Genomic DNA, 22,554 nt, shown 5'->3' on the forward strand with positions numbered 1-22,554 from the left:
CCCGCACTCACCTGACCGGCCCTCGCTCGCTAGGTTTTGTTAGCCGCTCTTAGTCGACTGCGCTGCCGGTGTCGATTGCCACCACCACCGACATGCCCGCGCGCAGGCGCGCTGCCAGCGGCTGGCCGGGATCGATGCTGATGCGCAGTGGAATGCGCTGGGCGATCTTGACGAAATTGCCGGTGGCGTTATCGGCCGGCAACACGCTGAATTCCGAGCCGGCGGCCGGGGAAATTTCCTGTACGCGCCCGTGCAGACGTGCATTGTTCAGCGCATCCACGCTGAAGCTGGCGCGCTGGCCGATGCGGATCTTCGCCATCTGGGTTTCCTTGAAATTGGCCACGATCCACAGCGTGTCCGGCACCAGCGACATCAGCTGCGTGCCATTGGTGACGTAGGCGCCCTGGCGCACGCCGAGCTGGCCGAGTTGGCCATCGCGCGGGGCAACAATGCGCGTGTTGTCCAGATTGATCTGCGCCAGTTGCACGGCCGCTTGCGCATTGGCAACCGCCGCTTGCAGCGCGGCGCGATTGACGGTGACGCTGCGTGCATTTTCTTCGGCGGCCTGCACCGCGGCGCGAGCCTGCGCCACGCCGGCATCGGCCTGCGCGCGTGCGGCGAAGGCGGTGTCGCGATCCTGCTCGGAGACCAATTGCTGGCTGGCCAGTTGCTGCGTGCGTGCGTACGCCGAGCGGGTGCGATCGCGCTGCGCCTGATTGCTGCTCAGTGCCGCGCGTTGTTCGGCGATGGTGGCATCGGCGCTATGCCGCTGCTGGTCCCAGTTGGACAGGTTGGCTTGCGCGGTCTGCACCTGCGCCCTGGCCTGCTCGAGTTGCTGGGCATAGATGCGGTCGTCGATCTTTGCCAGTAACTGGCCGTGTTTGACGTGCGCAAAGTCCTGCACCGGCACCTGCGTGACATACCCGCTGACCTGTGGCGCGATCACGGTGATCTGCCCGTGCACCATCGCGTTCTCGGTGCGCTCGATAGCACTGACGAACGGCGGCAGGCGCCATGCATACAGCACCAGCAACACGCCAATGAGCGCCAGCCCGCCGAAGCCGAGTGCGCCAGCGATGCGGCGACGTCTGCGACGTTGCTGATCGGCGAGAGAAGTTGAATCTGCAGGTGTATTCATGGGCGCGCAGTGGAAACAGGAGAGAGGGGCGACACGGGTGGGCGCACATAACGCCGCCACACCAGCACAGACAGGATCCACAGCCCGGTGGCGATGGCGATGCAGCCGATCAACAGAAACACGTCGTTATAGGCGAGCACATTGGCTTCGCGTGTGGCCACGCTGCCCAATGCACGCACGCCTTGGGCCTGGCGCAGCGCCGGGTCGCCGATGCTGCGGCCGTACAGGCTTGCATAGGCCTGCACGCGCGCGGCCACTTGCGGGTCGCTCAACACCAGATGTTCGACGAGCTGGCTGGAATGGTATTTCTCGCGCACCACCTGCACCGTGCCGAGCAGTGCGCTGCCAAGCAGGCCGCCCATGTTCTGCGCCATGCCGAACAGCACCACGAAGCTGATCAGATTGCCGGGTTGTGCAATCACCCTGCCCAGCCCCGCGACCATTGCCGGGCCGATGAAGAAGGTGCTGCCGAAGGCCAGCAGGAACTGGCTCACGTACATCTGCTCAGGCCGGGTGAGGCTGGTGGCATCGGCATCCATGAAGCAACCGATGCAGATCGCGGCAACCGCAATGATCAGATGCTCGGCCACCCGCGCCGGATTGATCAGCCACGCACTGGCGGCCACGCCGGCCACCGCGCCCAGCAGCATGAGCGCGAACAAGGTCTGCAACTGCGTGTTGGCCAGCCCCAGGGTCTGGAAAAAGCCGATCGCGCCGGTGCTTTGTTCGGACAGCACCAGCCGGATCAGCAGGATTGCCAGGCCCAGCCGCAGCATGTCGCCGCTGGCCAGCCAGCGCGTGTTGATCATCGGGTTACGGCGGTTGTGCTCGATCCACGCTGCCGTGCACAGCAGCACGATGGAGGCCGCCAGCACCACGCCAAGCCACGGGGTGCTGGTCCACCACAACAGCCGCCCCAGCGAGAGCACCGCCGCCAGACCAGCCGAACCGGCCGCGAACAGGCTGAAGGTGAGGAAATCCAGCGGCTCGAACACCCGATAGCGATCGCTCGGCGGCAGCTTGAGCGCCAGCACGCAGGCCAGCGCGAAGACCGCCAGACCGAATTCGAACAGATACAGGCCCTGCCACTCGCCAAATTCCAGCAAATCGGTGGAAAACACCCGCGCCAACGGCAATGCGAGTTGGGTGACCCCCAGCCCGGTCACCACCGCTTTGAGCCGGTACCTGGCTGGAAACGCCTGGATCACGTAATACAGCCCCAGCGAACTGAGCGCCGCGCCCACCAGCCCGTGCGCAGCACGCACGGTTATGGCCGAGCTCAGGCTGTGCACGAATAGATGCGCGAAGGCGATGGCTGCATACAGCGCCAGGAAGATCTCGGTGAACCGGCGCAGCCCGAACTGCTGGCGAAACTTCACCAGCAGCAGGTTGGCCGACATGTTGGTCATCACATACGCGGCCGGCAGCCAGGCCATTTCAGTGGCGTAGGCGCCCAGCGTGCCTTGCAGATAGGTCAGGTTGGCGGTGACCAGCGCATTGCTCAGCCCACCGGTCAGCGCCACCACCACGCCGACCAGCCCGTACTGGATGCGCCGCCGGGTGGGGTGCAGGGGCGTGGAGGCCGACCCCGGCAGGGTGGGCTTCTCATGGGGCTGCCAGTCGCGCTGGACGTACTTGTCGCGCACCGAATGCTCGCTGGGCCAGTCGCTGAAGAAGACGGCGATTGTGGTCCGGTTGCGGTCATGGCGGCGTCAGCAGTGCGATAATCCACCCATGAGCGAATCTCCCTATACCTCCGGCACCACCCATTTCGGCTTTCGCGATGTCGCTGCCAAGGACAAGCAGAAGCTGGTCGGCGAAGTCTTCACCTCGGTCGCGCGCAACTACGACCTGATGAACGATCTGATGAGTCTGGGCGTGCACCGCGCGTGGAAACGCTACTTCGTGGCGACCGCGCAGGTGAAGCCGGGCGACCGCGTGCTGGATCTGGCCGGCGGCACCGGCGACATCGCGGTGCTGCTCAAGGAGCGTGTGGGCAATGAGGGCGCGGTGGTGTTGGGCGACATCAACGCCGGCATGCTCTCGGTGGGCCGCGACCGGCTGACCAACCGTGGCCTGGTGGCCGGCTTCGACTACGTGCAATGCAATGCCGAGGCGCTGCCGTTCCCGGATCAGAGTTTCGATCTGGTGACCATCTCCTTCGGCTTGCGCAATGTCACCGACAAGGACGCCGCGCTGCGCGAGATGTACCGCGTGTTGAAGGTGGGCGGGCAGGCGCGCGTGCTGGAATTTTCCGAAGTCACCGCCGATTGGTTCAAGCCGATCTACGACTTCCACTCGTTCAAGATTTTGCCCAAGTTGGGTCAGCTGTTCGCACGCGATGCCGATAGCTACCAGTACCTGGCCGAGAGCATCCGCAAGCATCCGCCGCAGGAATCGCTCAAGGGCATGATGGGCGAAGCAGGATTTGCGCGTTGCCACTTCAAGAATCTGACCGGCGGCATCGTGGCGATCCACTCCGGTTACAAGATCTGAGAGTGATCCGACGCGGCGTTGGCTGAGCGTCTGGTCCGGCGTGCATCGCGCGCCGGATATCGCGCAAGGACGCTGCGCTTGTGTTCGCTTGCCGCGCCATCGCGACTTGCGCGCCTGCGTTTGCCGACAAACTTTTGAGACTCCCGTCGCGTTGGCTCCACCAATGGTCGGCGACACTAGGCCACCTTTCGCTGGAGACATGCATGCGCTTGTACGCAGGGCTGTCGCGCGTGTTTCCTCGTTCCTTCAGCGCCAAACTGCTGGCGGTGACGTTTGTCGGCATCCATTTGCCGCTGCTGTTGCTGATCGTCTGGCTGGCATCGCAAAGCGAGTTGGGTGGACGCCCGCTGTGGTCGGTGGTGATCGTGGCATTGCTGGCCACGCTGGCGGGCACTGCGCTGACGCTGTCTGCACTGTATCGCCTGCTCGCGCCACTGCGCATCGCCGCCGACGCGCTGGATGCGTACTACGCCGATCAACGCCTGCCCACGCTGCCCGAACATGGCGACGACGAGTTGGGGCGTTTGCTGCGCGGCATCAATCGCAGCCTGCGCGGTATCGATGCCGGCATGCGCGATCTCAAGAAGCACGCCTTGTTCGATTCGCTGACCGAGGCGTTGAACCGGCGCGGGTGCGAGCAGGCGATGCTGGACTCGGTCACCGCCGCGCAGCGCGAAGGCTGGCCGTTCGTGTTGTTCGTGCTGGACATGGACAACCTCAAGATGATCAACGACCGTTTCGGCCATCTGGCCGGCGACCGCGTGTTGGTGCGGCTGGTGGAATCGGCGTACGGCTGGCTCGGTGCGCAGGACTGGATCGGGCGTTGGGGCGGCGATGAATTTTTGATCGGCGTGCATGCCGGCGAAGACGAGGCCACGCTCAAACTCAATCAATGGCTGTCGATGCTCGAACGCGACGATGCCGACGAAGCGCCGCTGCATGTCAGCGCCGGCAGCGCGGTCTGCGAGCAGGGTCTGGATGCCACCGAGTTGTATCGGCGCGCCGATGCGGCGATGTACCGCGCCAAGTTCTCCGGCGGCCGGCGCCTGGTGCGCGACGGGCACGACACCCCGCGCAGTCATCCGGTGACCTGAGCCGCCAGCGATGGCACGGGCAGGTAACGGCCCAGAGCGCTAAAATGCCCGATTCCCCTTGCTGCGGTGCCGTCGATGCGCTTCCCGTTCCTGTCGCTGTCCCTGGCCGTCTCCATCGCGCTGGCCGGCTGTTCCAATGAGTCCACACCGCCGGCCGCGACCAACGCGGCACCGGCCGCCACCGCCAAGGCCCCCGTGAAAGCAGACGCCCGCAACCACGACGAAAGCTCCTACGCCCAGCCGCAGCTGGTGGTCATCAAGGATCTGGCGCTGGACCTGAAGCTGGATTTCGACGCCAAGCAGATCGGCGGCACCGCCACCTACACGCTGGAGTGGAAGGACAAGGCCGCCAAGCAGCTGGTGCTGGACACGCGCGAGCTGAGCATTGCGCAGGTGCAGGCCGATGACGGCAAGGGCACGCTGGCGCCGCTGCAGTTCGCGCTGGCGCCGGCCGACAAGACCTTCGGTAGCAAGCTCACCATCGAGGCGCCGACTCAGCCGTCCAAGATCGTGATCAGCTATCACACCGCACCGACCGCCTCGGGCCTGCAGTGGCTGGAGCCGTCGATGACCGAAGGCAAGCAGCTGCCTTTCATGTTCAGCCAGTCGCAGGCGATCCACGCGCGCAGCTGGGTGCCGTTGCAGGACACCCCGAGCGTGCGTTTCACCTATAGCGCGCATGTGACCTCGCGCCCGGACGTGATGGTGCTGATGAGCGCCGACAACGACCCCAAGGCCGCGCGCGACGGCGACTACAGCTTCAAGATGCCCGAGCCGATTCCCTCGTATCTGCTGGCGATCGCTGCCGGCGATGTGGTGTTCAAGCCGATTTCCGCGCGCTCGGGTGTGTGGGCCGAGCCGGCCATGGCCGACAAGGCCGCCAAGGAATTCGAAGACACCGAAAAGATGATCGGTGCCGCCGAAAAACTCTATGGCCCGTATCGCTGGGGCCGTTACGACATGCTGGTGCTGCCGCCGTCGTTCCCGTTCGGTGGCATGGAAAATCCGCGTCTGACCTTTGCCACGCCCACCGTGATCGTCGGCGACAAGTCGCTGGTCTCGCTGGTCGCGCACGAATTGGCGCATAGCTGGTCGGGCAATCTGGTGACCAATGCCAGCTGGAAGGACATCTGGCTCAACGAAGGCTTCACCACCTACGTGCAGGCGCGCATTACCGAGGCGTTGTACGGCGCCGAGATGGCCGAGATGGAGCGCGAGATCGACCAGGGCGATCTGCTGGCCGAAGTGAAGGACATGCCGCCGGCCGACCAGGCGCTGGCGTTGCCGCCGCTGGCGCAGCGCGACCCCGACGAAGCCTTGAGCCAGGTGGCCTACGTCAAGGGCGCGTGGTTTCTGCAGTTCCTGGAGCAGCGCTTCGGGCGCGAAGTGTTCGACCCGTTCCTGCGTGGCTGGTTCGACGATCACGCGTTCCAGAGCGCCACCACCGACCAGTTCGTCGATTACCTCAACAAGAACCTGCTGGCCAAGCATCCCAATACCGTGAGCGCGGCCGAAGTGGACGCGTGGTTGAAGCAGCCGGGCATCCCGGCCTTCGCCACCAAGGCCCGCTCGCGCAGCTTCTCGATCGTGGATACCGCACGCATCGCCTGGAGCGGCAGCGGCACGCTGCCCAACAAGCAGGTCACCGGCGAGTGGGGCACGCAGGAGTGGGTGCATTTCCTCAGCGGCATGGGCGCGACCTTGAAGCCGGAACAGCTCAAGCAACTGGATGATGCCTACCACTTCACCGGCACCCCGAACGGCGAAATCGCGATGCGTTGGTACCCGCTGGCGATCCGTAGCGGCTACACCGACGCACAGGCCGCAGCAGGCGAGTTCATCGAACGCGTCGGCCGCCGCAAGCTGGTGCTGCCGATCTACGCCGAACTGTTGAAGACCCCGGACGGCATCGCCTTCGCCGAACAGGCCTTCGAAAAGGCCAAGCCCAGCTATCACCCGATCACCACCGCCTCGGTGGCCGAGATGATTGCCAAGGCCAAGGCTGCACCAACCAAGCAGCCGTGATGGCAGGGGAGGGCGTTGCAGACGCCCTCCCGCGCTGCATCGTGCCCTGCAATCGCCCTGTAGGAGCGCACTCGTGCGCGATGGGCTCCACCGGGAATGCCCCATCGCGCACGAGTGCGCTCCTACGAAGGAGTCGGTGGTGCAGATCACAGCGGCAGCATCACGCAGGCCTGCCTGTTGATCAACGCGTGTGGTGCGGGCTGTTATCGTTACCCCTGTTTTTCACGCCTTCCGGAGTCGATGATGAAGTATCTGCTGAGCGCGGCCCTGTGCGTTGCTGCATTGAGTGGCTGTACCGACCGAGAGGCGCAACGTCAGGCGCAGGAAACCGCGCAGGCACAAGCCAAGGAACAGCAAGCCGATGCGCTCGCCAAGCAATACGACGAGGCGGTGAAAGCGCAGAACTGGGACATGGCACGCGCGCATGGCGCCGCGTTGCTGGAAGGCTACGCCGGCACCGCTGCGGCCACGCGCATCGAGCCCGGTTACGCCGACATCAAGGCCAAGGGCGAGCAGGCGCGCGAACTGCGCCGCATGCAGGCGTTATGGCAGTACTCGCAGGTGCCGGCCAAGGGCGGCACGCAGCGCTCGGCGATGATCGATGCCAAGGACCGCGTGGATGTGGACGGCAGCGGCCCGAAGCCGGTGAGCCTGGTGTTCCGCGATCACCCGCAGTGGAAGCGCCACAGCTATCTGGTGCTCAAGGCCGGCGACTTCAACTGCTACAGCGGCTGCAAGGTGCAGGTCGCGGTCGATGGTGGCGCCGCGCGCTCGATGGCCGCACATCGCCCCGACACCGATGAAGCGATCGCGATGTTCATCGACGACGACAAGGCGCTGTGGAAATTGGTGCGCAATGCCAAGCGCGTCAGCATCGCGTTCCCGGTGAAAGCCGGCGGCACGCGTACCGCCGAGTTCGAAGTGGGTGGGCTGGATAACACGCAGATGCCGGGCTGGAAGTAGACGCCACTGCAGACCGCGCGGCACATAGACGCGCGGTCGGTGCACTGCATCGGCGTGTGCCGCGTGTCTATCCTGGCGATTGCGCAAGGTGTGAATTCGCCTGACGATGGCCTGCCGTGTTGCGTTCACCACTCTCACGTCTTCGCACGTATGTACGTATGGACTGCATGACACTCACACAGACATCTCCCGCGTTGTCCGACTACCGCCACTGGGTGTTCGACATGGATGGCACGCTGACCGAAGCCGTGCATGATTTCGCATTGATTCGACGCGTGTTGGAGATCCCGCCTGAGGCCGACATCCTGCATCACCTGGCATCGCTACCTGCCGACCAGGCTGCTGCCAAACACGCCTGGTTACTCGAGCACGAGCGTGAGCTCGCACGGACCGCACGCGCCGCGCCCGGTGCGGTGGAATTGGTGCGTGCATTGCAGGCAGCCGGATGCCAACTCGGCATGCTTACCCGCAACGCACGCGAACTGGCGCAGGTGACGTTGCAGGCGATCGGCCTGCACGATGCATTTGCCTGGGACACCATCGTCGGCCGTGATGAGGCCGCGCCCAAACCCGCGCCCGATGGCCTGCAGTATTTCGAACGACGCTGGTCGGTCGATGGTGCGGCATTGGTGATGGTCGGCGACCACCACAACGACCTGGCCTGCGGTCGTGCCGTTGGCGCCTGCACGGTGCTGGTCAACACGCCGGGTGACCCCTGGCCCGGCTTTGCCGACTGGCGTCTGCAGGATTGCACGCAGTTGCTGATGCGGTGGAAAGGTTAGCGCGCTGTCTGCAAGCAGGCGGAAAGCGCGGATTCCGACGCCGCGCACAGACCAACCCACACATGCAACGTCTGTCAGTCTTGTGCGAATGCTTCGGCTCATGGAGGGCGCTTGCACGCGTACCGGCGTGGGACACGCCGCAAGTACGTCCGTGTAGGCTCTTACGCGGCATCCATGCCGCGTAAGGTCCCACGCCGGTACGCGCGCAAGCGCCACCGGTTGTTGTCGGTGGTTGAAGGAAAAGCGGGGTCTGACTTACCTAACGTGCGTTGGAACGTGGGCAAAATCCAACCATCTGCACCACCGATGTAACAGCACGCCCGGTGCAAACTGTGCCAAAACCGTGACAGTGCACCTCGCTTAAGCGACTGCCATCACAGCAAAGCCCCGCTGCCCCGACATGGTGCATCGCACCAGCGCACTGGCATGGCGTTTGCTCTCTTCTCCCTCGACGTTTCCGACGTCTGCGACGCAACTGGCTGCAACAGTGCCTGCGCTGCGGATGTTTCAACCGACTGGTTGTTCAATCGAAGGGGTAGACGCATATGCATCAATCTTCCTGTCGCAGCATTCGCAGCGGTGCGCTGCTCATGCTTGCGCTAAGCGCCGCGCTGTCCGGCTGTAAAAAGGACGCCGCCACCGACACCGCCGCGCCCGCACCGGCCGCTGCCCCCGCCGCTGCGCCGCCGGCCGCCGCCGTGGTCGACACCGATGGCGAATTCACCACCAATGCCAGCAATCCGGACAACTGGGGCGGCATCGGGCGCGACTTCGCACTCACCCGGCATAGCCCGCTGGCCGAAATCAATCGCGACAACGTCAAGAATCTCAAGATGTCGTGGGAGATGAAGACCGATGCCACGCGCGGCCACGAAGGCCAGCCGCTGGTGATCGGCAGCATCATGTACATGGTCAGTGCCTACCCGAACAACGTGTTCGCCATCGACCTGGCGGCACAGGACGACGGTGGCAAGGTGTTGTGGAAATACACCCCGCAACAGGACGAACGCTCGGTAGCGGTGGCGTGCTGCGATACGGTCAACCGCGGCGCTTCGTATGCCGATGGCAAGCTGGTGTTCGGCAGCCTGAGCGGCGATGTGATCGCACTCGATGCCAAGACCGGCAAGGAAGTGTGGAAGCAGAAACTCGGGCATCCGGACAAGGGCGAAACCATCACCATGGCGCCGATTATTGCCGACGGCAAGGTGATCGCCGGCATCAGCGGCAACGAGTTCGGCGTGCTCGGGCGTGTGGCGGCCTATAGCCTGGCCGATGGCAAGCAGGTGTGGTCCTGCGATGCGGCCGGTACGGACAAATCGATCTGCCTGGGTGCGGATTTCAACAAGGCCAACCCGCAGCATGGTCAGCTCGGCGATCTGGGTGTGAAGACCTTTCCCAACGACGAATGGAAGCGTGGCGGCGGTGCGGCCTGGGGCTGGTACAGCTACGACCCGAAGTTGAAGTTGCTCTATTACGGCACCGGCAATCCCGGCCTGTGGAGCCCGTCGTATCGCTGCGGCAAGACCTCGCATGAGGAATGCAACAACGGCGAGCATGACAACAAGTGGTCGATGACCCTGTTCGCCCGCAAGATCGATACCGGCGAAGCGGTGTGGGGCTATCAGAAGACCCCGTTCGACCAATGGGATTACGACGGCATCAACGAGCCGATCCTGGTCGATCTGACCATCGACGGCAAGCAAGTTCCCTCGGTGGTGCAGTTCGATCGTAACGGCTTTGCGTATGTGCTCGATCGTCGCGACGGCACCTTGCTGCGCGCGCACAAGTTCGTGCCGGCCAACTGGGCCGAACGCATCGACATGAAGACCGGTCGCCCGGTCAAAGTGGCCGCGCATTCGCCACTGGAACGCGGCAAGAAAGTGCAGGCGTTCCCCTCGGCAATGGGCGGCAAGGACCAGCAGCCGTGCTCGGTGGACCCGGCCAATTCGGCGGTGTTCTTCTGCGGCACCAACAACTGGCATATGGAGCTGGAACCGCAGGAACGCGGCAACACCATGATGGGTCTGCCCTACGTGTTCGCCAACGTGATGATGAAGCCTAACGAGCCGGGTGCACTGGGCATCGTCAAGGCATTCGATGTGGTGGAAGGCAAGTCCAAGTGGGAGATCAAGGAGAAGTTCCCGGTGTGGAGCGGCACCCTGGTCACCGATGGCGGGCTGGTGTTCTACGGCACGCTGGATGGCTGGTTCCGTGCGGTGGACAAGGACACCGGCAAGAAGCTGTGGGAGATGAAACTGCCCTCCGGCATCATCGGCAACCCGATCGCCTACAAGGCCAATGGGCACCAGTACGTGGCGGTGTTCTCCGGTATCGGTGGCTGGATCGGCCTGCCGGTGGCCGCAGGTCTGGACCCGGCCGATCCGTATGGCGCGCTGGGCGCAGCCGGTCTGGCATTCGGTGCCGGCTTCGACAAGATCCCCCTCGGCGGCATGGTGCATACCTTCCGTATCGATGGTGCGGGCAAGACCGTGACCGCCAGTGCCACCGCCACTGCGGCTGCAGGCGGCGGCACCGCCAACGCCGCAGCGAAGACCGCACGATGAGATCCAGGCAAGGCGTTGCAAGCGTGCACCGGCAGCTCGCTGCCGGTGCGCGTGGCATGAGCCGGCAGCTGCGTCAGCTGCTGGTGCTTTGCAGCCTCGGACTCGTCGCCGCAGGCTGCACACGCGAGCCGTCCTCACCGGCGGCTCGCGCTTCTGATTCCGGTGCGGCGCCCACAGCGGCGCCTGCATCCACTGCAGCGCCAGCCTCCGCGCAAACGCCGGCCAACACGCCGCCACCTGCGCCCGATCCCACTGTGCTGCGCGTCTGCGCCGACCCGGGCAACATGCCGTTGTCCAACAAGGCCGCCGAGGGCTTCCAGAACAAGATCGCGCAGGTCGTGGCCGATGCCATGGGCCGGCGCCTGGAATACGAGTGGCGCACCTACTACCAACGCGGGCTGGCACGCAGCACCATCAATGCCGGCCGCTGCGATGTGTTGATGGACCTCAACAGCGATTTCGAGCAGGGCCTGACCACGCGCCCGCTGTATCGCTCGGCCTATGTGCTGGTGACGCGCAAAGGTTTAGATCTGGTGCCGACCTCGCTGGACGACCCGGCACTGAAAAAACTGCGGCTGGGCGTGTTCCAGAGTTCCCCCGCACGCCAGGCCTTGTATGAGCACGGCATCAGCGGCGATGTGCAGTATCTGTTCTATGACTCGGCCACCGCGCCGGAAGAACATCCCGGCAAGCTGGTCGAACGCGTCGCCGCCAATGAACTGGATGCGGCCGAATCCTGGGGCCCGGTGGCCGGGTATTACGCGCAACGCAGCGGGCTGGGCGTGGTGCCGCTCAACACTATCGACGATTCGGTATTGGAATACTCGATGGCGTGGGCAGTGTCGCGCAAGAACGCGCAGCTACGCGATGCCTTGAACACGGCCATGCAACAAAGTGCGGCAAAGATCGCCGAGATCCTGCGCAGTTACCACGTGCCGCTGGTGCGGTGTAGCGACTGCGTGGTGGCAGGCGATCTGGCATCGCACGGGCCGTATGCGACGCCGACGCCGGTCTCGAAAACGCCGAGCCCGGCCGCGTCGTCGCAGGAGCTGGCGCAGCTGCAACTGCGCATTGCCGACGGTGCCGACCCGGACCAGGAACTGGCGCATGCGCTGGATGCCGGCGATGGCGTGCGTGCGGCGTGGCTGTTGCGGCATGGCGCCGATGCCAATCGTCCCAACCTGCTCGGCGAGCCGCCGGTGCATCAGGCGATCCGCAATCAGGAACCGGATCTGGTCAGCCTGTTGCTCGATGCCGGTGCACGCCTGGATGCACGCGATAGCAGCGGCTGGACCGCCTTGATGAAGGCGGCCTGGGCCAACGATGCCGACAGTGTGGCCAAGTTGCTGGGCAAGCGTGCACCCGTGGACACGGTCTCCAGCGATGGCTGGAGCGCGCTGGAGTTGGCGGTGTCCTACGCCGATGTCGGCGTGGTGCAGGCATTGCTGGCAGCGGGTGCGAATGTGCGGCGTGCCAATCCCACCGGGTTCACGCCGGTGATGTTTGCGGTAGCGCGTGACGACCCGGCGATTCTCGATGCGGTGCTGGCACGTGGGGCCGACGTCGGCCATGCAAACCAGGCCGGCATCACCGCATTGATGCTGGCCGCAGCGGCCGGGCGCGAAGCCGTGGCCAAGCGCTTGTTGGCGGCCGGTGCCGACCCCGCCGCACGTAATCGCGATGGCAAGACCGCCGCCGCATTGGCGCAGGCGCGCGGCGACACCGCGCTGGCCACGCTGCTCACGCAGACCAGGCGTCCGTCTCGGCAATGACTTCGGCAATGACTGTGTCACCTGCCGCGTGCACGGGGTGCGCGGTGTTCCCTCCGATCAGAAAGGTTCGTCCATGCGCAAGTCCACTGTGGGTTGTTTCGATCGTTCCATGCGCGCACCGCTGTGCGCGTTGATGCTCAGCGTGGTGCTGGCCGCGTGCGGGAAGGAGGCGCCGCCGCCCGCTCCCGCATCTGAGGCGGCCGCTCCGCCGGCTGCCAATACGCCTGCGCCGGCCACCGGTACCGCCGCGCCTGCGCCTGCAGCGGCGACTCCCGGGGTGCCCAACCCGGCCGCCGGGCCTGCGCCGGATCCGGCCACACCACCGGCGCCGCCGGCTGCGGTCGTGCCGATTCCGAAAGGACCTGAGGTCAAGGTCACGCCCGAGCTGATTGCCGAAGGCAAGAAGATCTATTTCTCGGCCGGTTGTAACGCCTGTCACGGCGGCACCGGTGGCGGTGGCATGTGCCCGCCGTTGACCAACGACATCTGGGTGTATGGCAGCGACGACGACACCTTGCGTGCGTTGATCAGCGAAGGCACGGCAGCGATGATCACCCACGGCAAGACCCGCATCGGACATGAAAAAGTGGTCGGGCAGATGCCGCCGTTCGCGCCGGTGCTCAAGCCGGGCGACACCGAAAAATTGCTCGCCTTCATCCATTCGATCAACAAGACCGCGGGCAAGGCGCAATGAGATCAGTGGCAATCCGTTGGCAGCGCGTCTGTGCAACAGGCGTGCTGGGCACACTGCTGGCACTGGCAGGCTGCCAGCGCGACGCGGACGCGCCTGCGTCGCGCACTGCACCGGCGGCGACCACGACTGCTGCGAGTCCTGCAGATCCGGCAGCCCCTGCCGCAACACCGGCGCCATCAACGCCGCCGGTGTTTGCCTACGTGCCCAATCAGCGCAGCGGCACGGTGTCGGTGATCGATACGCACACCGATACGGTGGTGCGCACGCTCAGTGCGCAAGGCCAGCTCGGCAAACGCCTGCAGCAGGTGTTGCCGGGTCCGCACGGGCATCTGTATCTGATCGACGCCGAGCATCACCGTTTGATCGAACTCGATACCGAAAAAGATGCGGTGCTGCGCAGCGTGCAGATCGGCGAGAACGCCGAAGGCATCGCGTTGTCGCCGGATGGCAAACAGTTCGCGGTGTGTGTGGAGGGGCAGAACCAGGTGATGTTGATCGATGCCGCGCAGTTCAAGCTGCAGCAGGTGATCGCCACGCGCGGGCAGGCGCCGGAGCATTGCGCCTACACGCCGGACGGGCAGTGGCTGCTCACCAGCAACGAGGGCTCCAACGACATGGACATGATCGAACTGGCCACCCATCGATCGCGCGGTGTGGTCGCCACCAGCGGCCATCCGCGCGGCATGGCGTTCGCACCGGACGGGCACAGCGTGTACATCGCGCAGGAAACCGCCAACGTGGTGGACGTGATCGACCTGCAAACCCGTCAACGCCGCGCCAGTCTGCCGGCCGGTGTGCGCACCGCGGGGGTGGCGTTGTCGGCCGATGGCACCCGCCTGTACGCGTCCAATGGCGGTGCCGGCACGGTCAGCGTGATCGACACCAAAAGCGCGCGCAGTCTTGCCGAAATTGCAGTGGGGCTGCGGCCGTGGAATCCGGCGCTGACACCGGCCGGCGACAAGTTGTATGTCGCCAACGGGCGCTCGAACACGGTGAGCGTGATCGACACCGCGACGTTGCAACAGATCAAACAGATCCCCGTCGGCGAATTGCCGTGGGGCGTGGTGATCGCGCGCTGAGCGGCGGCCATGCCGACGCGCGCCAGGGAGGCCGGATGAAGACACGCGCTGCGGTGGCATGGGGTCCGCACCAGCCGCTGACCATCGAAGAGGTGGACCTGCAGCCGCCGCGGCCCGGCGAGGTGCTGGTGCGCCTGGTCGCCACCGGTATCTGCCATGGCGATGCGCATGCATTGGCGCACGGGCACGCGGGCAGCTTTCCGGTGATCCTGGGGCAGGAGGGCGCCGGCATTGTCGAAGCCGTGGGCATCGGCGTCACCAGCGTGCGTGTCGGCGATCACGTGATCCCGCTGTACATGCCCGAATGCGGTGTGTGCAAGTTCTGTCGCTCCGGTCGCACCAACCTGTGCCAGGCGATCCGCAGCAGCCAGGAGCGCGGGCTGATGCCCGATGGCAGCAGCCGGTTTTCATTGAACGGGCGGCCGATCCTGCATCACATGGGCACCAGCACGTTTTCCGAATACACGGTGTTGCCCGAGATCGCGGTGGCGCGTATCCATCCGGATGCACCGCTGGATCAGGTCTGCCTGCTCGGCTGCACGGTCACCACCGGTGTCGGGGCGGTGCTCAACAGCGCGCATGTGCGGCCCGGTGATTGCGTGGCGGTGTTCGGGCTGGGCGGCATCGGCTTGTCGGTGGTGCAGGGCGCGGTGCTGGCGCAGGCCGGGCGCATCATCGCAGTGGATATCGATCCGGCCAAGTTCGCGCTGGCGCGTGCGTTGGGCGCCACCGATTGCCTGGATCCGCGTGACTACGGCGCACCGATCCAGCAGGTGATCGTGGACCTCACCGACGGCGGCGCCGACCACAGTTTCGAATGCGTGGGCGATGTCGGTGCGATGCGCGCGGCACTGGAGTGCTGCCACAAGGGCTGGGGCGAGAGCGTCATTCTCGGCGTGGCCGACGACGCTCAGGAAATCAGCACGCGGCCCTTTCAGCTGGTGACCGGGCGGGTGTGGCGCGGCAGCGCGTTCGGCGGGGTGAAAGGGCGCAGCGAGCTGCCCGGCTATGTCGAGCGCTATCTGCAAGGCGACATCCAGCTGGCGCCGTTGATCACGCGCACCCTGGCGTTGGACGATATCAATCAGGCGCTGGCGGATCTGCGTGCAGCGCGCGGCATCAAATCGATCGTGCTTTATTGAGGGAGACGACATGAGGTCGACGCAGCACTTACTGGGGTATCGCAGCACACCGCCGCTTCGCGCCGCACGCCATGGCCGCGATGCATTGCAACGACATCGGCTTGCCTGCGCCTGCGCAGCGCTGCTGTGCGCTGGCACGCTCGGCACTGCAATGGCCGAAGATGCGCCGCAGGTCACCTGGCTGGACCGCATCGAGGTCACCGCCACGCCGATTCCCGGCACCACCATCGACGCGGCGCAGTTGCCGTACATGGTGCAATCGGCCACCAATGGCGAGCTGTCGCGCGGGCGCAGCAACAACCTCAGCGATCTGCTGCAGCGGCGTTTTGTCGGTGTGGACGGCAACGATGTGCAAGGCAGTCCGTTTCAGAACGATCTCACCTTCCACGGCTTTCGCGCGTCCGCCTTGCCGGGCGCCTCGCAAGGGGTATCGGTGTATCTGGATGGCGTGCGTTTCAACGAACCGTTCGCCGATATCGTCAGCTGGGACATGCTGCCCGAGTCGGCAATCAATGCAGTGACCCTGATGCCCGGCTCCAATCCCTTGTTCGGGCCGAACACGCTCGGTGGCGCGGTGGTGCTGTCCACCGCCTCCGGTTTGACCGCACCTGGATTGCAGGGCGAAGTGAGCATCGGCAGCGGCGCACGCAAGCGGCTGGACGCCAGTTACGGCCTCGCCAGTCAGGACGGGTGGCATGGCTTTGTCGCGGTCACCGGCTTCGACGAGAACGGCTGGCGCGATGCCTCCGAAGGTCGCCTTGGCACGCTGTTCGGCAAGGTCGGTAAGCAAGGCGAGCAGACCGATTGGAGCCTGTCGGTGCTGCACGGGCGCAGCCGCTTGATCGGTAATGGCCTGTTGCCGGATACGCGCTACACCGACGATGGCCCCGAGCCCGGCTTGTATCGCGCCGACCGCCGCTCGGTGTACACCTCGCCCGATCTCACGCGTAATCGCAATACGCTGTTCACCGCACAGTTGGACCATCGTTTCGATGCGGATACCGCACTGCATGCACTGGCCTACTCGCGCGTGGGCCGCCGCGACACCGTCAATGGCGATATCGGCGAGGACTACGAAGAATTCGTCGAAGAATGCGCATCGGGTTATGCCACCGATGGCAGCGCACTGGATGCCGATTGCGATGTGGCACGCGCCGATGCCGATGCATTGCCCACCGGCGCGCTCAACACCACCCAGATGCGCCAGGAAGCGCAGGGGCTTGCGCTCAACCTGAGCAAGCAATGGGGCGCTCATGCGCTCAGCACCGGCGTCACCTTCGATCGCGGCCATGTGCGTTATCAGCAATTCGCCCGCGATGGTTGGGTACAGCCAGACCGCTCGGTCGCCGCCGATCCGGATGCCGAGCGCGCGTTCTTTTCCGGCGTGCGCGGCAGCACCAAAACGCTGGGTGTGTTCGTTGCCGACACCTGGGCAGTGGACGCTGCTACTCATCTCACCGCTGCAGTGCGCTGGAACCATGTGGTGGTGGACAATATTCTTTCCACCGCCGAAGACGGCGACCGCCCCCGCGAGCGCTTCGTCTACGCCAAGGCCAATCCGTCCCTGGGTCTGACCCATCGGCTCGATTCCGGGCTGACGGTATACGGCTCGGTCGCGCAAAACAGCCGCGCCCCAACGGCAATCGAACTGGGCTGCGCCGATCCCACCCAGCCGTGCCGCTTGCCGACCGGCCTGCAAGCCGACCCGCGCCTGGAGCAGATCATTTCGCGCACGTATGAGCTCGGCGCACGCTGGGCGCCGTCGGCCAACACCAATGCCACGGTGTCGGTGTATCGCGCCGACAATCGCGACGATATTTTGTTCTTGCGCGCGCCGGACACACAGCTGGGTTACTTCGATAATGTCGGCCGCACCCGGTATCAAGGCGCGGATCTGTCGCTACGCCTGCGCAGCGGCGATTGGCAGTGGTTGGCCGGCTACAGTTTTCTGGATGCGACCTATCGCAGCGATGGCGAATTGCTCTCCGGCGAGCGTGTAATCACCTTGCGTCCCGGCTTGCGCATCGCCGCATTGCCGCGCCACAACCTCAAGCTCGGTGTGGAATGGCAGCGCGATGCGCTGACCTTGGGTGCCGGTGTGCGTGCAGTCTCCGGCCGCGTGGCCAGCGGCAATGAAGATGGCCAGGTCGACAACGCCGAAGACGGCGAGCCCGCACCCGAGCGCATCGACATCGGTACCGCCGGCTATGCGCTGGTAGACCTGCAGGCACGTTGGCAACTCGGCGAACGGCTGTCGCTCTTCGCCCGCATCGACAACGTCTTCAACCGCCGCTACGCGACATATGCGGCAGTGGCCGAAGACGTGTTTCCCGATGGCGAACTGGCGCGCCCGCAGGATGCACCAGTGGAAACCGGCCCGGCCCGTTTTCTCGCGCCGGGTGTGCCAAGGCAGTATCTGATCGGATTGCGCTGGGCGTTGTGACTGGGGCGGGGATTAGGGATTCGTGAGGCGTAAGCCTTGGGGCGGCTAACAAAACTACTGCGCAGCCGTCAGTCAGGCGCTCGCTACTTTTGTTAGCCGCTCTTAGCTGTGCTTAGCATCATCTGGATGATCACAAGCCGCGCTGGTCGGGGGCGCGGTGTCCTCGCCGCTCGCGGGACACGCCGTGAATCCATCCCTGGAGGCTCGGTGGCGGCATCCATGCCGCCACACGGTCCCGCAATCGGCGAGGCCACCGCACCAGAGAGTTAGTCGGTGGTCGTTTCAAAAGCTGCTTGTTGCTCGGGTGCATCGGGACGATGATCGGCCGCGGCGTTATCAGAACAACGCACGTCATGCATTGCTTGCAACCATGCACACCGACCATCTCGACTGGTCCTTGCCCGCCCACCGTCGCGGGACCTTACGCGGCATGGATGCCGCGTAAGAGCCTACACGGACGTACTTGCGGCGTGTCCTGCGATGGTGGGCGGGCAAGGGCCCTGCAGCCAAGCGCAGATCAGCCGCTCTGCAAGCGATTTGTCCGCGCTATCCAACCGCTCCAAGACAACCGAGATTCCAAGTCTTGGCGGCACTTAGATTCAGTCAATAGCGCAGGAAGTCGCGGACACCACGCCAGAGAGTTAGTCATTTGTTTTCTTGAAAACCATGCACACCGATATGACCAACTGGTCCTTGCCCGCTCACCGTCGCGGGACCTTACGCGGCATGGATGCCGCGTAAGAGCCTACATGGACGTACTTGCGGCGTGTCCCGCGATGGTGGGCGGGCAAGGGCCCTGCAGCCGAGCTGCAGATCAACCGTTCCGCAATCAAGGCATGTACGTGGTGGCATGCCGCACCAAGCAACAGCGGTGCCCGCCTGATGGCGAAGAAGGAGTTTTGTTGATACCTCCAAGTACCAGCCCTGAGAGACGCTGCCTTGGCTTTTACGAATCCCCAATCCCAAATCACCGCCCCCCAATCAGCCAGTATCCAACCCATGCTTGCGCAGCTTGCGATACAGCGTATTGCGGCTGATACCTAGGGCATCGGCGGTGCGGCTGACATTCCAGCGGTGGCGTTCGAGTTGCTGCTGCAGCACCAGGCGCTCGGCTTGATCGAGTGCGACGCGGCCGGGCATGTCGTCGGCCGCCACCGCACGGCCATCGACCAGACACGGCGCGCTGCCGGCATCGACGATTTCCTGCGGCAGATTTGGTAGCCGGATCACCCCATCGCTGCACAGCACCGCCGCCGTGCGCAGCACGTTGCGCAACTGGCGTAGATTGCCCGGCCAGGCGTAGCTCAGCAGTTTGTGCATCGCTTCTTCGCTGATGCGCACGCTGTGCTCGCTGTTTTCTTCGCGCAGCAAGGTGCGGATCAGCTCGGCCTTGTCGCTGCGCTCGCGTAGCGGCGGCAGATGCAGTACCACGCCATTGAGCCGGTAATACAGATCCTCGCGGAACTCGCCGGCCGCCACCCGCTGCGCCAGATCGCGGTGGCTGGCGCTGATCACGTGCAGTTCCAACGGCACTGCGCGTTCGCTGCCTAACGGCGTGACGGATTGTTCTTCCAGCACGCGCAACAGGCGGCTCTGCAACGGCAGCGGCATGTCGCCGATTTCGTCCAGAAACAGCGTGCCGCCGCTGGCCTGCAGCAATTTGCCGTGGCGTCCTTCGCGCGCGGCATCGGTGAAGGCACCGCGTGCGTAGCCGAACAATTCGCTCTCGATCAGGGCTTCCGGAATCGCCGCGCAATTGATTGCGACAAACGCACCATTCGCCCACGGCGAGCCCCGATGCACCGCCTTGGCGAACTCCTCCTTGCCGGTCCCGGTGTCGCCGCGCAGCAAAATCGATACGCGGTGCGCTGCCAGTTTCAACGCATTGGCCAGGTTGTGGCGCATGCGCGGATCCGAGCCCACATGCTCGCCGGGTTGCAGCTCGGTGTCCGGTGCCAGCTGTGCCGGCCCGCCTACCGCCGGCAGCGCCGGACGCGCACGCGGCGGGCGCACCAGCGCGTAGAAACGCCGCCCATGGCAGGCGCAGCGGATCGACCACAAGGTGCCGGCATCGCTGCCCGCACGATGCTCGAGGGTGTCGAAATCCAGTTGCATCACCTGCGAGATGTTGCGGCCCACCAGCTGGCTGCGATCGATCTTGCCGAGCTGCTCCAGTACCGCCTCGTTGACTGCCAATACACGGCCGTCCGTATCGATCGCGATCAGCGCCTCATGCAGCAACCCGGCAAACTCGGGCCGGCTATGGAAGCGCAGGATGAAGGCGTGACCGAACTGATTGAGAAAATGCGAGCGCGAGATCTGCGCCGCCGACATGCTTACCAAGGCCACGGTGTGGCGTTGGATCTGCTTGCCATCCTGCGCGTCGGGCGTGGAGGCATCCAGCACCGCCAGCAGACCGCCGTGCGGGTCCAGGATCGGCGCGCCGCAGCATGACAACGGCAGATGGCGGGTCAGATAATGTTCGCCACGGTGCACGCTCACCGCCGTGCGCTCCACCGCGCAGGTGCCCAGCCCATTGGTGCCCTGATGACATTCGGCCCAACTGGCGCCGCAGAAGAGGCCGGCCTGGCGAAATTCGCGCAGCAGCGTCGGGTCGTGCACGCTGTGCAGCACGGTCGCTTCGGCATCGGCAAAGATCACCGCATAACCGCTGCCGGCGATCTGTTCGTAGAGGTTTTCCATTTCCACCTTGGCGATGCGCAGCACCTCGCCCAGACGCTGCTGGCGCTCGCGCACGTGCAAGGCGTCGTGCACCAGCGCTTCGGGTGGCGCCTCGGGCAATAGCGAATGCTCGTCCAGGCAGCGTCGCCACGAGCGCGACAGTGGCGCGGCCAACGGGGCGATGTCGCGCAGCCGGCGGATCTGCCGGAGCACATCCGGTTCGATCTCAGGCAGGGCGATGGACGTAGCGGCGACAACGCTTGGCTCGGACATGGGCCAGCGTTCCTCAGTGAGCGCGAAGCGTCAGTAGAGGCACAGATCGGGCTGATGCTCAAACTGCATTGCAGCAACTGCATTGCAGCAAATTGCGTTGCATCAACTGCATTGCTGATGCGGATGCCATGGCCAGCGATGGCAGGTGCCGGATGTGGTGGTTGTCCGCTCAATACCGAGTGAAGCCGGCGAGCCCCTCTCCTGCGGGAGAGGGGTTGGGGTGAGGGTACGGGGCGAAGCCTTGTGCTGTTGGAACTGCACGTGGCTTCGCTCGTACCCTCATCCGCCCCTGCGGGGCACCTTCTCCCGATGGGAGAAGGGTCAAGCGCTGATCAGGGCGGTACGCCTCAGAGCGCGTAACCAAACTGCTGCTTGAACTGGTCGTTGAACTCGGTGAAATCGAAGCGCTGATTCTGTGTGCCTGGATGTTCCACCTTCAGCGCGCCCATCAAATTGCCCATCCGGCCGATCGTCAGCCAGTCGTAGCCGCCCTGGATGCCGTAGATCAGCCCGGCGCGGAAGGCGTCGCCACAGCCGGTCGGGTCGACCACGCGGCGCTCGTGCGCCGGCGGGATGTCGTAGGTCTTCTCCGGCGTATGCACCAGCGCGCCCTTCGGGCCTTGCGTGGTGATGTAGGCCTGCACCCGCGAGACGATGTCCTTCTCGTCCCAGCCGGTGCGTTCCTGCAGCAGATTGGATTCGTAGTCGTTGACCACTACGTACTGGGCCTGCTCGATGAACTGGCGCAGCTCCGGGCCGTTGAACAACGGCATTGCCTGACCGGGATCGAAGATGAAAGGGATACCGGCAGCAGCGAACTCTTCCGCGTTCTGGATCATGCCTTCGCGCCCGTCCGGGCCGACCAGGCCCAGGGTCACGCCGGGCACGTCGCGCACATGGTTTTCGTAACTGCGCATCATCGCGCCCGGATGGAACGCGGTGATCTGGTTGTTGTCGTGGTCGGTGGTGATGAACGCCTGCGGGGTGAACAGATCATCGATGATCTTCACCCGCGACAGGTCTATGCCCAGCGCTTCGAAGTGTTCGCGATAGGGCCCGAAGTCCTGGCCAACGGTGCCCATCGGAATCGGCGCGCCGCCGAGCAGATGCAGGTTGTAGGCGATGTTGCCGGCGCAGCCGCCGAACTCGCGGCGCATGCGCGGTACCAGGAACGACACATTCAGGATGTGCACCTTGTCCGGCAGGATGTGATTCTTGAACTGGTCCGGGAACACCATGATGGTGTCGTAGGCGAGGGAACCACAGATCAGTGCGGACATCGAGTCAGGCCTTTGCGTAGGGAAATACCCGCCAGTTGCCGGGCATGGCAGCGGGGCGGCGCGAACGCCGCGGCGCAAAGGGTAACGGCTGCGACCGATCAGGGCCACAACCGCATGCCATGCCCGG

15 protein-coding genes are annotated in these 22,554 nt (G+C 64.8%); 11 read left to right on the forward strand and 4 right to left on the reverse strand.

Features of this window, described 5'->3' with window-relative positions:
• Window positions 1-49: 49 nt before the first annotated feature.
• The gene (locus AC1KVG_RS16835) at window positions 50-1,138 is read right to left on the reverse strand and encodes an HlyD family secretion protein (RefSeq protein WP_481095148.1); all 1,089 of its coding nucleotides are present in this window, start codon (window positions 1,136-1,138) and stop codon (window positions 50-52) included.
• Entirely contained in the window at window positions 1,135-2,784 is a 1,650-nt protein-coding gene (locus AC1KVG_RS16840) for an efflux MFS transporter permease (RefSeq protein WP_176340506.1), read from the reverse strand. The genes AC1KVG_RS16835 and AC1KVG_RS16840 overlap by 4 nt, the downstream gene beginning before the upstream one ends.
• 88 nt (window positions 2,785-2,872) lie before the next feature.
• Between AC1KVG_RS16840 and ubiE the strand changes: the two genes are divergently transcribed.
• From ubiE to AC1KVG_RS16895, 11 genes are all read left to right on the forward strand, one after another.
• A complete protein-coding gene (gene ubiE, locus AC1KVG_RS16845; RefSeq protein WP_006452548.1) occupies window positions 2,873-3,634 on the forward strand; it encodes a bifunctional demethylmenaquinone methyltransferase/2-methoxy-6-polyprenyl-1,4-benzoquinol methylase UbiE in 762 nt (253 codons plus the stop codon).
• Between the two features lie 203 nt (window positions 3,635-3,837).
• Window positions 3,838-4,728 (forward strand): GGDEF domain-containing protein, encoded by an 891-nt coding sequence (locus AC1KVG_RS16850; protein WP_481095149.1) that lies wholly within the window; start codon window positions 3,838-3,840, stop codon window positions 4,726-4,728.
• Between the two features lie 75 nt (window positions 4,729-4,803).
• Window positions 4,804-6,753, forward strand: coding sequence for a M1 family metallopeptidase (locus tag AC1KVG_RS16855; RefSeq protein WP_481095150.1), 1,950 nt, complete (start codon window positions 4,804-4,806; stop codon window positions 6,751-6,753).
• Window positions 6,754-6,996: 243 nt separating this feature from the next.
• Window positions 6,997-7,716 carry a hypothetical protein gene (locus AC1KVG_RS16860; RefSeq protein WP_481095151.1) on the forward strand — a complete coding sequence of 240 codons (720 nt, stop codon included), beginning with the start codon at window positions 6,997-6,999 and terminating at the stop codon, window positions 7,714-7,716.
• A gap of 158 nt (window positions 7,717-7,874) precedes the next feature.
• Complete coding sequence (locus AC1KVG_RS16865; RefSeq protein ID WP_481095152.1) at window positions 7,875-8,498, forward strand: HAD family hydrolase; 624 nt, start codon at window positions 7,875-7,877, stop codon at window positions 8,496-8,498.
• A 545-nt stretch (window positions 8,499-9,043) separates the two neighbouring features.
• A complete protein-coding gene (locus AC1KVG_RS16870) occupies window positions 9,044-11,062 on the forward strand; it encodes a methanol/ethanol family PQQ-dependent dehydrogenase (protein WP_481095153.1) in 2,019 nt (672 codons plus the stop codon).
• Window positions 11,059-12,834, forward strand: a complete 1,776-nt coding sequence (locus AC1KVG_RS16875; RefSeq protein WP_481095154.1) for a quinoprotein dehydrogenase-associated putative ABC transporter substrate-binding protein — start codon at window positions 11,059-11,061, stop codon at window positions 12,832-12,834. Before AC1KVG_RS16870 ends, AC1KVG_RS16875 begins: the two co-directional genes overlap by 4 nt.
• A gap of 37 nt (window positions 12,835-12,871) precedes the next feature.
• Window positions 12,872-13,528 (forward strand): c-type cytochrome, encoded by a 657-nt coding sequence (locus tag AC1KVG_RS16880; RefSeq protein WP_481095155.1) that lies wholly within the window; start codon window positions 12,872-12,874, stop codon window positions 13,526-13,528.
• Window positions 13,525-14,607, forward strand: coding sequence for a beta-propeller fold lactonase family protein (locus tag AC1KVG_RS16885; protein ID WP_481095156.1), 1,083 nt, complete (start codon window positions 13,525-13,527; stop codon window positions 14,605-14,607). The genes AC1KVG_RS16880 and AC1KVG_RS16885 overlap by 4 nt, the downstream gene beginning before the upstream one ends.
• A 35-nt stretch (window positions 14,608-14,642) precedes the next feature.
• Complete coding sequence (locus AC1KVG_RS16890) at window positions 14,643-15,749, forward strand: S-(hydroxymethyl)glutathione dehydrogenase/class III alcohol dehydrogenase (RefSeq protein ID WP_104549630.1); 1,107 nt, start codon at window positions 14,643-14,645, stop codon at window positions 15,747-15,749.
• Window positions 15,750-15,900: 151 nt separating this feature from the next.
• Window positions 15,901-18,192 (forward strand): TonB-dependent receptor, encoded by a 2,292-nt coding sequence (locus AC1KVG_RS16895; RefSeq protein WP_481095201.1) that lies wholly within the window; start codon window positions 15,901-15,903, stop codon window positions 18,190-18,192.
• A 981-nt stretch (window positions 18,193-19,173) separates the two neighbouring features.
• Here the strand turns inward: AC1KVG_RS16895 and AC1KVG_RS16900 are convergent.
• Together AC1KVG_RS16900 and AC1KVG_RS16905 are read right to left on the reverse strand one after the other, a co-directional pair.
• Window positions 19,174-21,147 carry a sigma-54-dependent Fis family transcriptional regulator gene (locus AC1KVG_RS16900; RefSeq protein WP_023905170.1) on the reverse strand — a complete coding sequence of 658 codons (1,974 nt, stop codon included), beginning with the start codon at window positions 21,145-21,147 and terminating at the stop codon, window positions 19,174-19,176.
• Between the two features lie 347 nt (window positions 21,148-21,494).
• Window positions 21,495-22,427, reverse strand: coding sequence for a carbohydrate kinase family protein (locus AC1KVG_RS16905; protein ID WP_006452026.1), 933 nt, complete (start codon window positions 22,425-22,427; stop codon window positions 21,495-21,497).
• Between the last annotated feature and the right edge of the window lie 127 nt (window positions 22,428-22,554).

Source organism: Xanthomonas sp. NCPPB 3959, assembly GCF_056675575.1.

Coding starts and splice junctions, on each gene's coding strand:
- AC1KVG_RS16855 (WP_481095150.1), top strand. CDS start 4,804: ATGCGCTTCCCGTTCCTGTCGCTGTCCCTGGCCGTCTCCATCGCGCTG.
- AC1KVG_RS16900 (WP_023905170.1), bottom strand. CDS start 21,147: ATGTCCGAGCCAAGCGTTGTCGCCGCTACGTCCATCGCCCTGCCTGAG.
- AC1KVG_RS16865 (WP_481095152.1), top strand. CDS start 7,875: ATGGACTGCATGACACTCACACAGACATCTCCCGCGTTGTCCGACTAC.
- AC1KVG_RS16885 (WP_481095156.1), top strand. CDS start 13,525: ATGAGATCAGTGGCAATCCGTTGGCAGCGCGTCTGTGCAACAGGCGTG.
- AC1KVG_RS16835 (WP_481095148.1), bottom strand. CDS start 1,138: ATGAATACACCTGCAGATTCAACTTCTCTCGCCGATCAGCAACGTCGC.
- AC1KVG_RS16905 (WP_006452026.1), bottom strand. CDS start 22,427: ATGTCCGCACTGATCTGTGGTTCCCTCGCCTACGACACCATCATGGTG.
- ubiE (WP_006452548.1), top strand. CDS start 2,873: ATGAGCGAATCTCCCTATACCTCCGGCACCACCCATTTCGGCTTTCGC.
- AC1KVG_RS16850 (WP_481095149.1), top strand. CDS start 3,838: ATGCGCTTGTACGCAGGGCTGTCGCGCGTGTTTCCTCGTTCCTTCAGC.
- AC1KVG_RS16860 (WP_481095151.1), top strand. CDS start 6,997: ATGAAGTATCTGCTGAGCGCGGCCCTGTGCGTTGCTGCATTGAGTGGC.
- AC1KVG_RS16895 (WP_481095201.1), top strand. CDS start 15,901: ATGGCCGAAGATGCGCCGCAGGTCACCTGGCTGGACCGCATCGAGGTC.
- AC1KVG_RS16870 (WP_481095153.1), top strand. CDS start 9,044: ATGCATCAATCTTCCTGTCGCAGCATTCGCAGCGGTGCGCTGCTCATG.
- AC1KVG_RS16875 (WP_481095154.1), top strand. CDS start 11,059: ATGAGATCCAGGCAAGGCGTTGCAAGCGTGCACCGGCAGCTCGCTGCC.
- AC1KVG_RS16890 (WP_104549630.1), top strand. CDS start 14,643: ATGAAGACACGCGCTGCGGTGGCATGGGGTCCGCACCAGCCGCTGACC.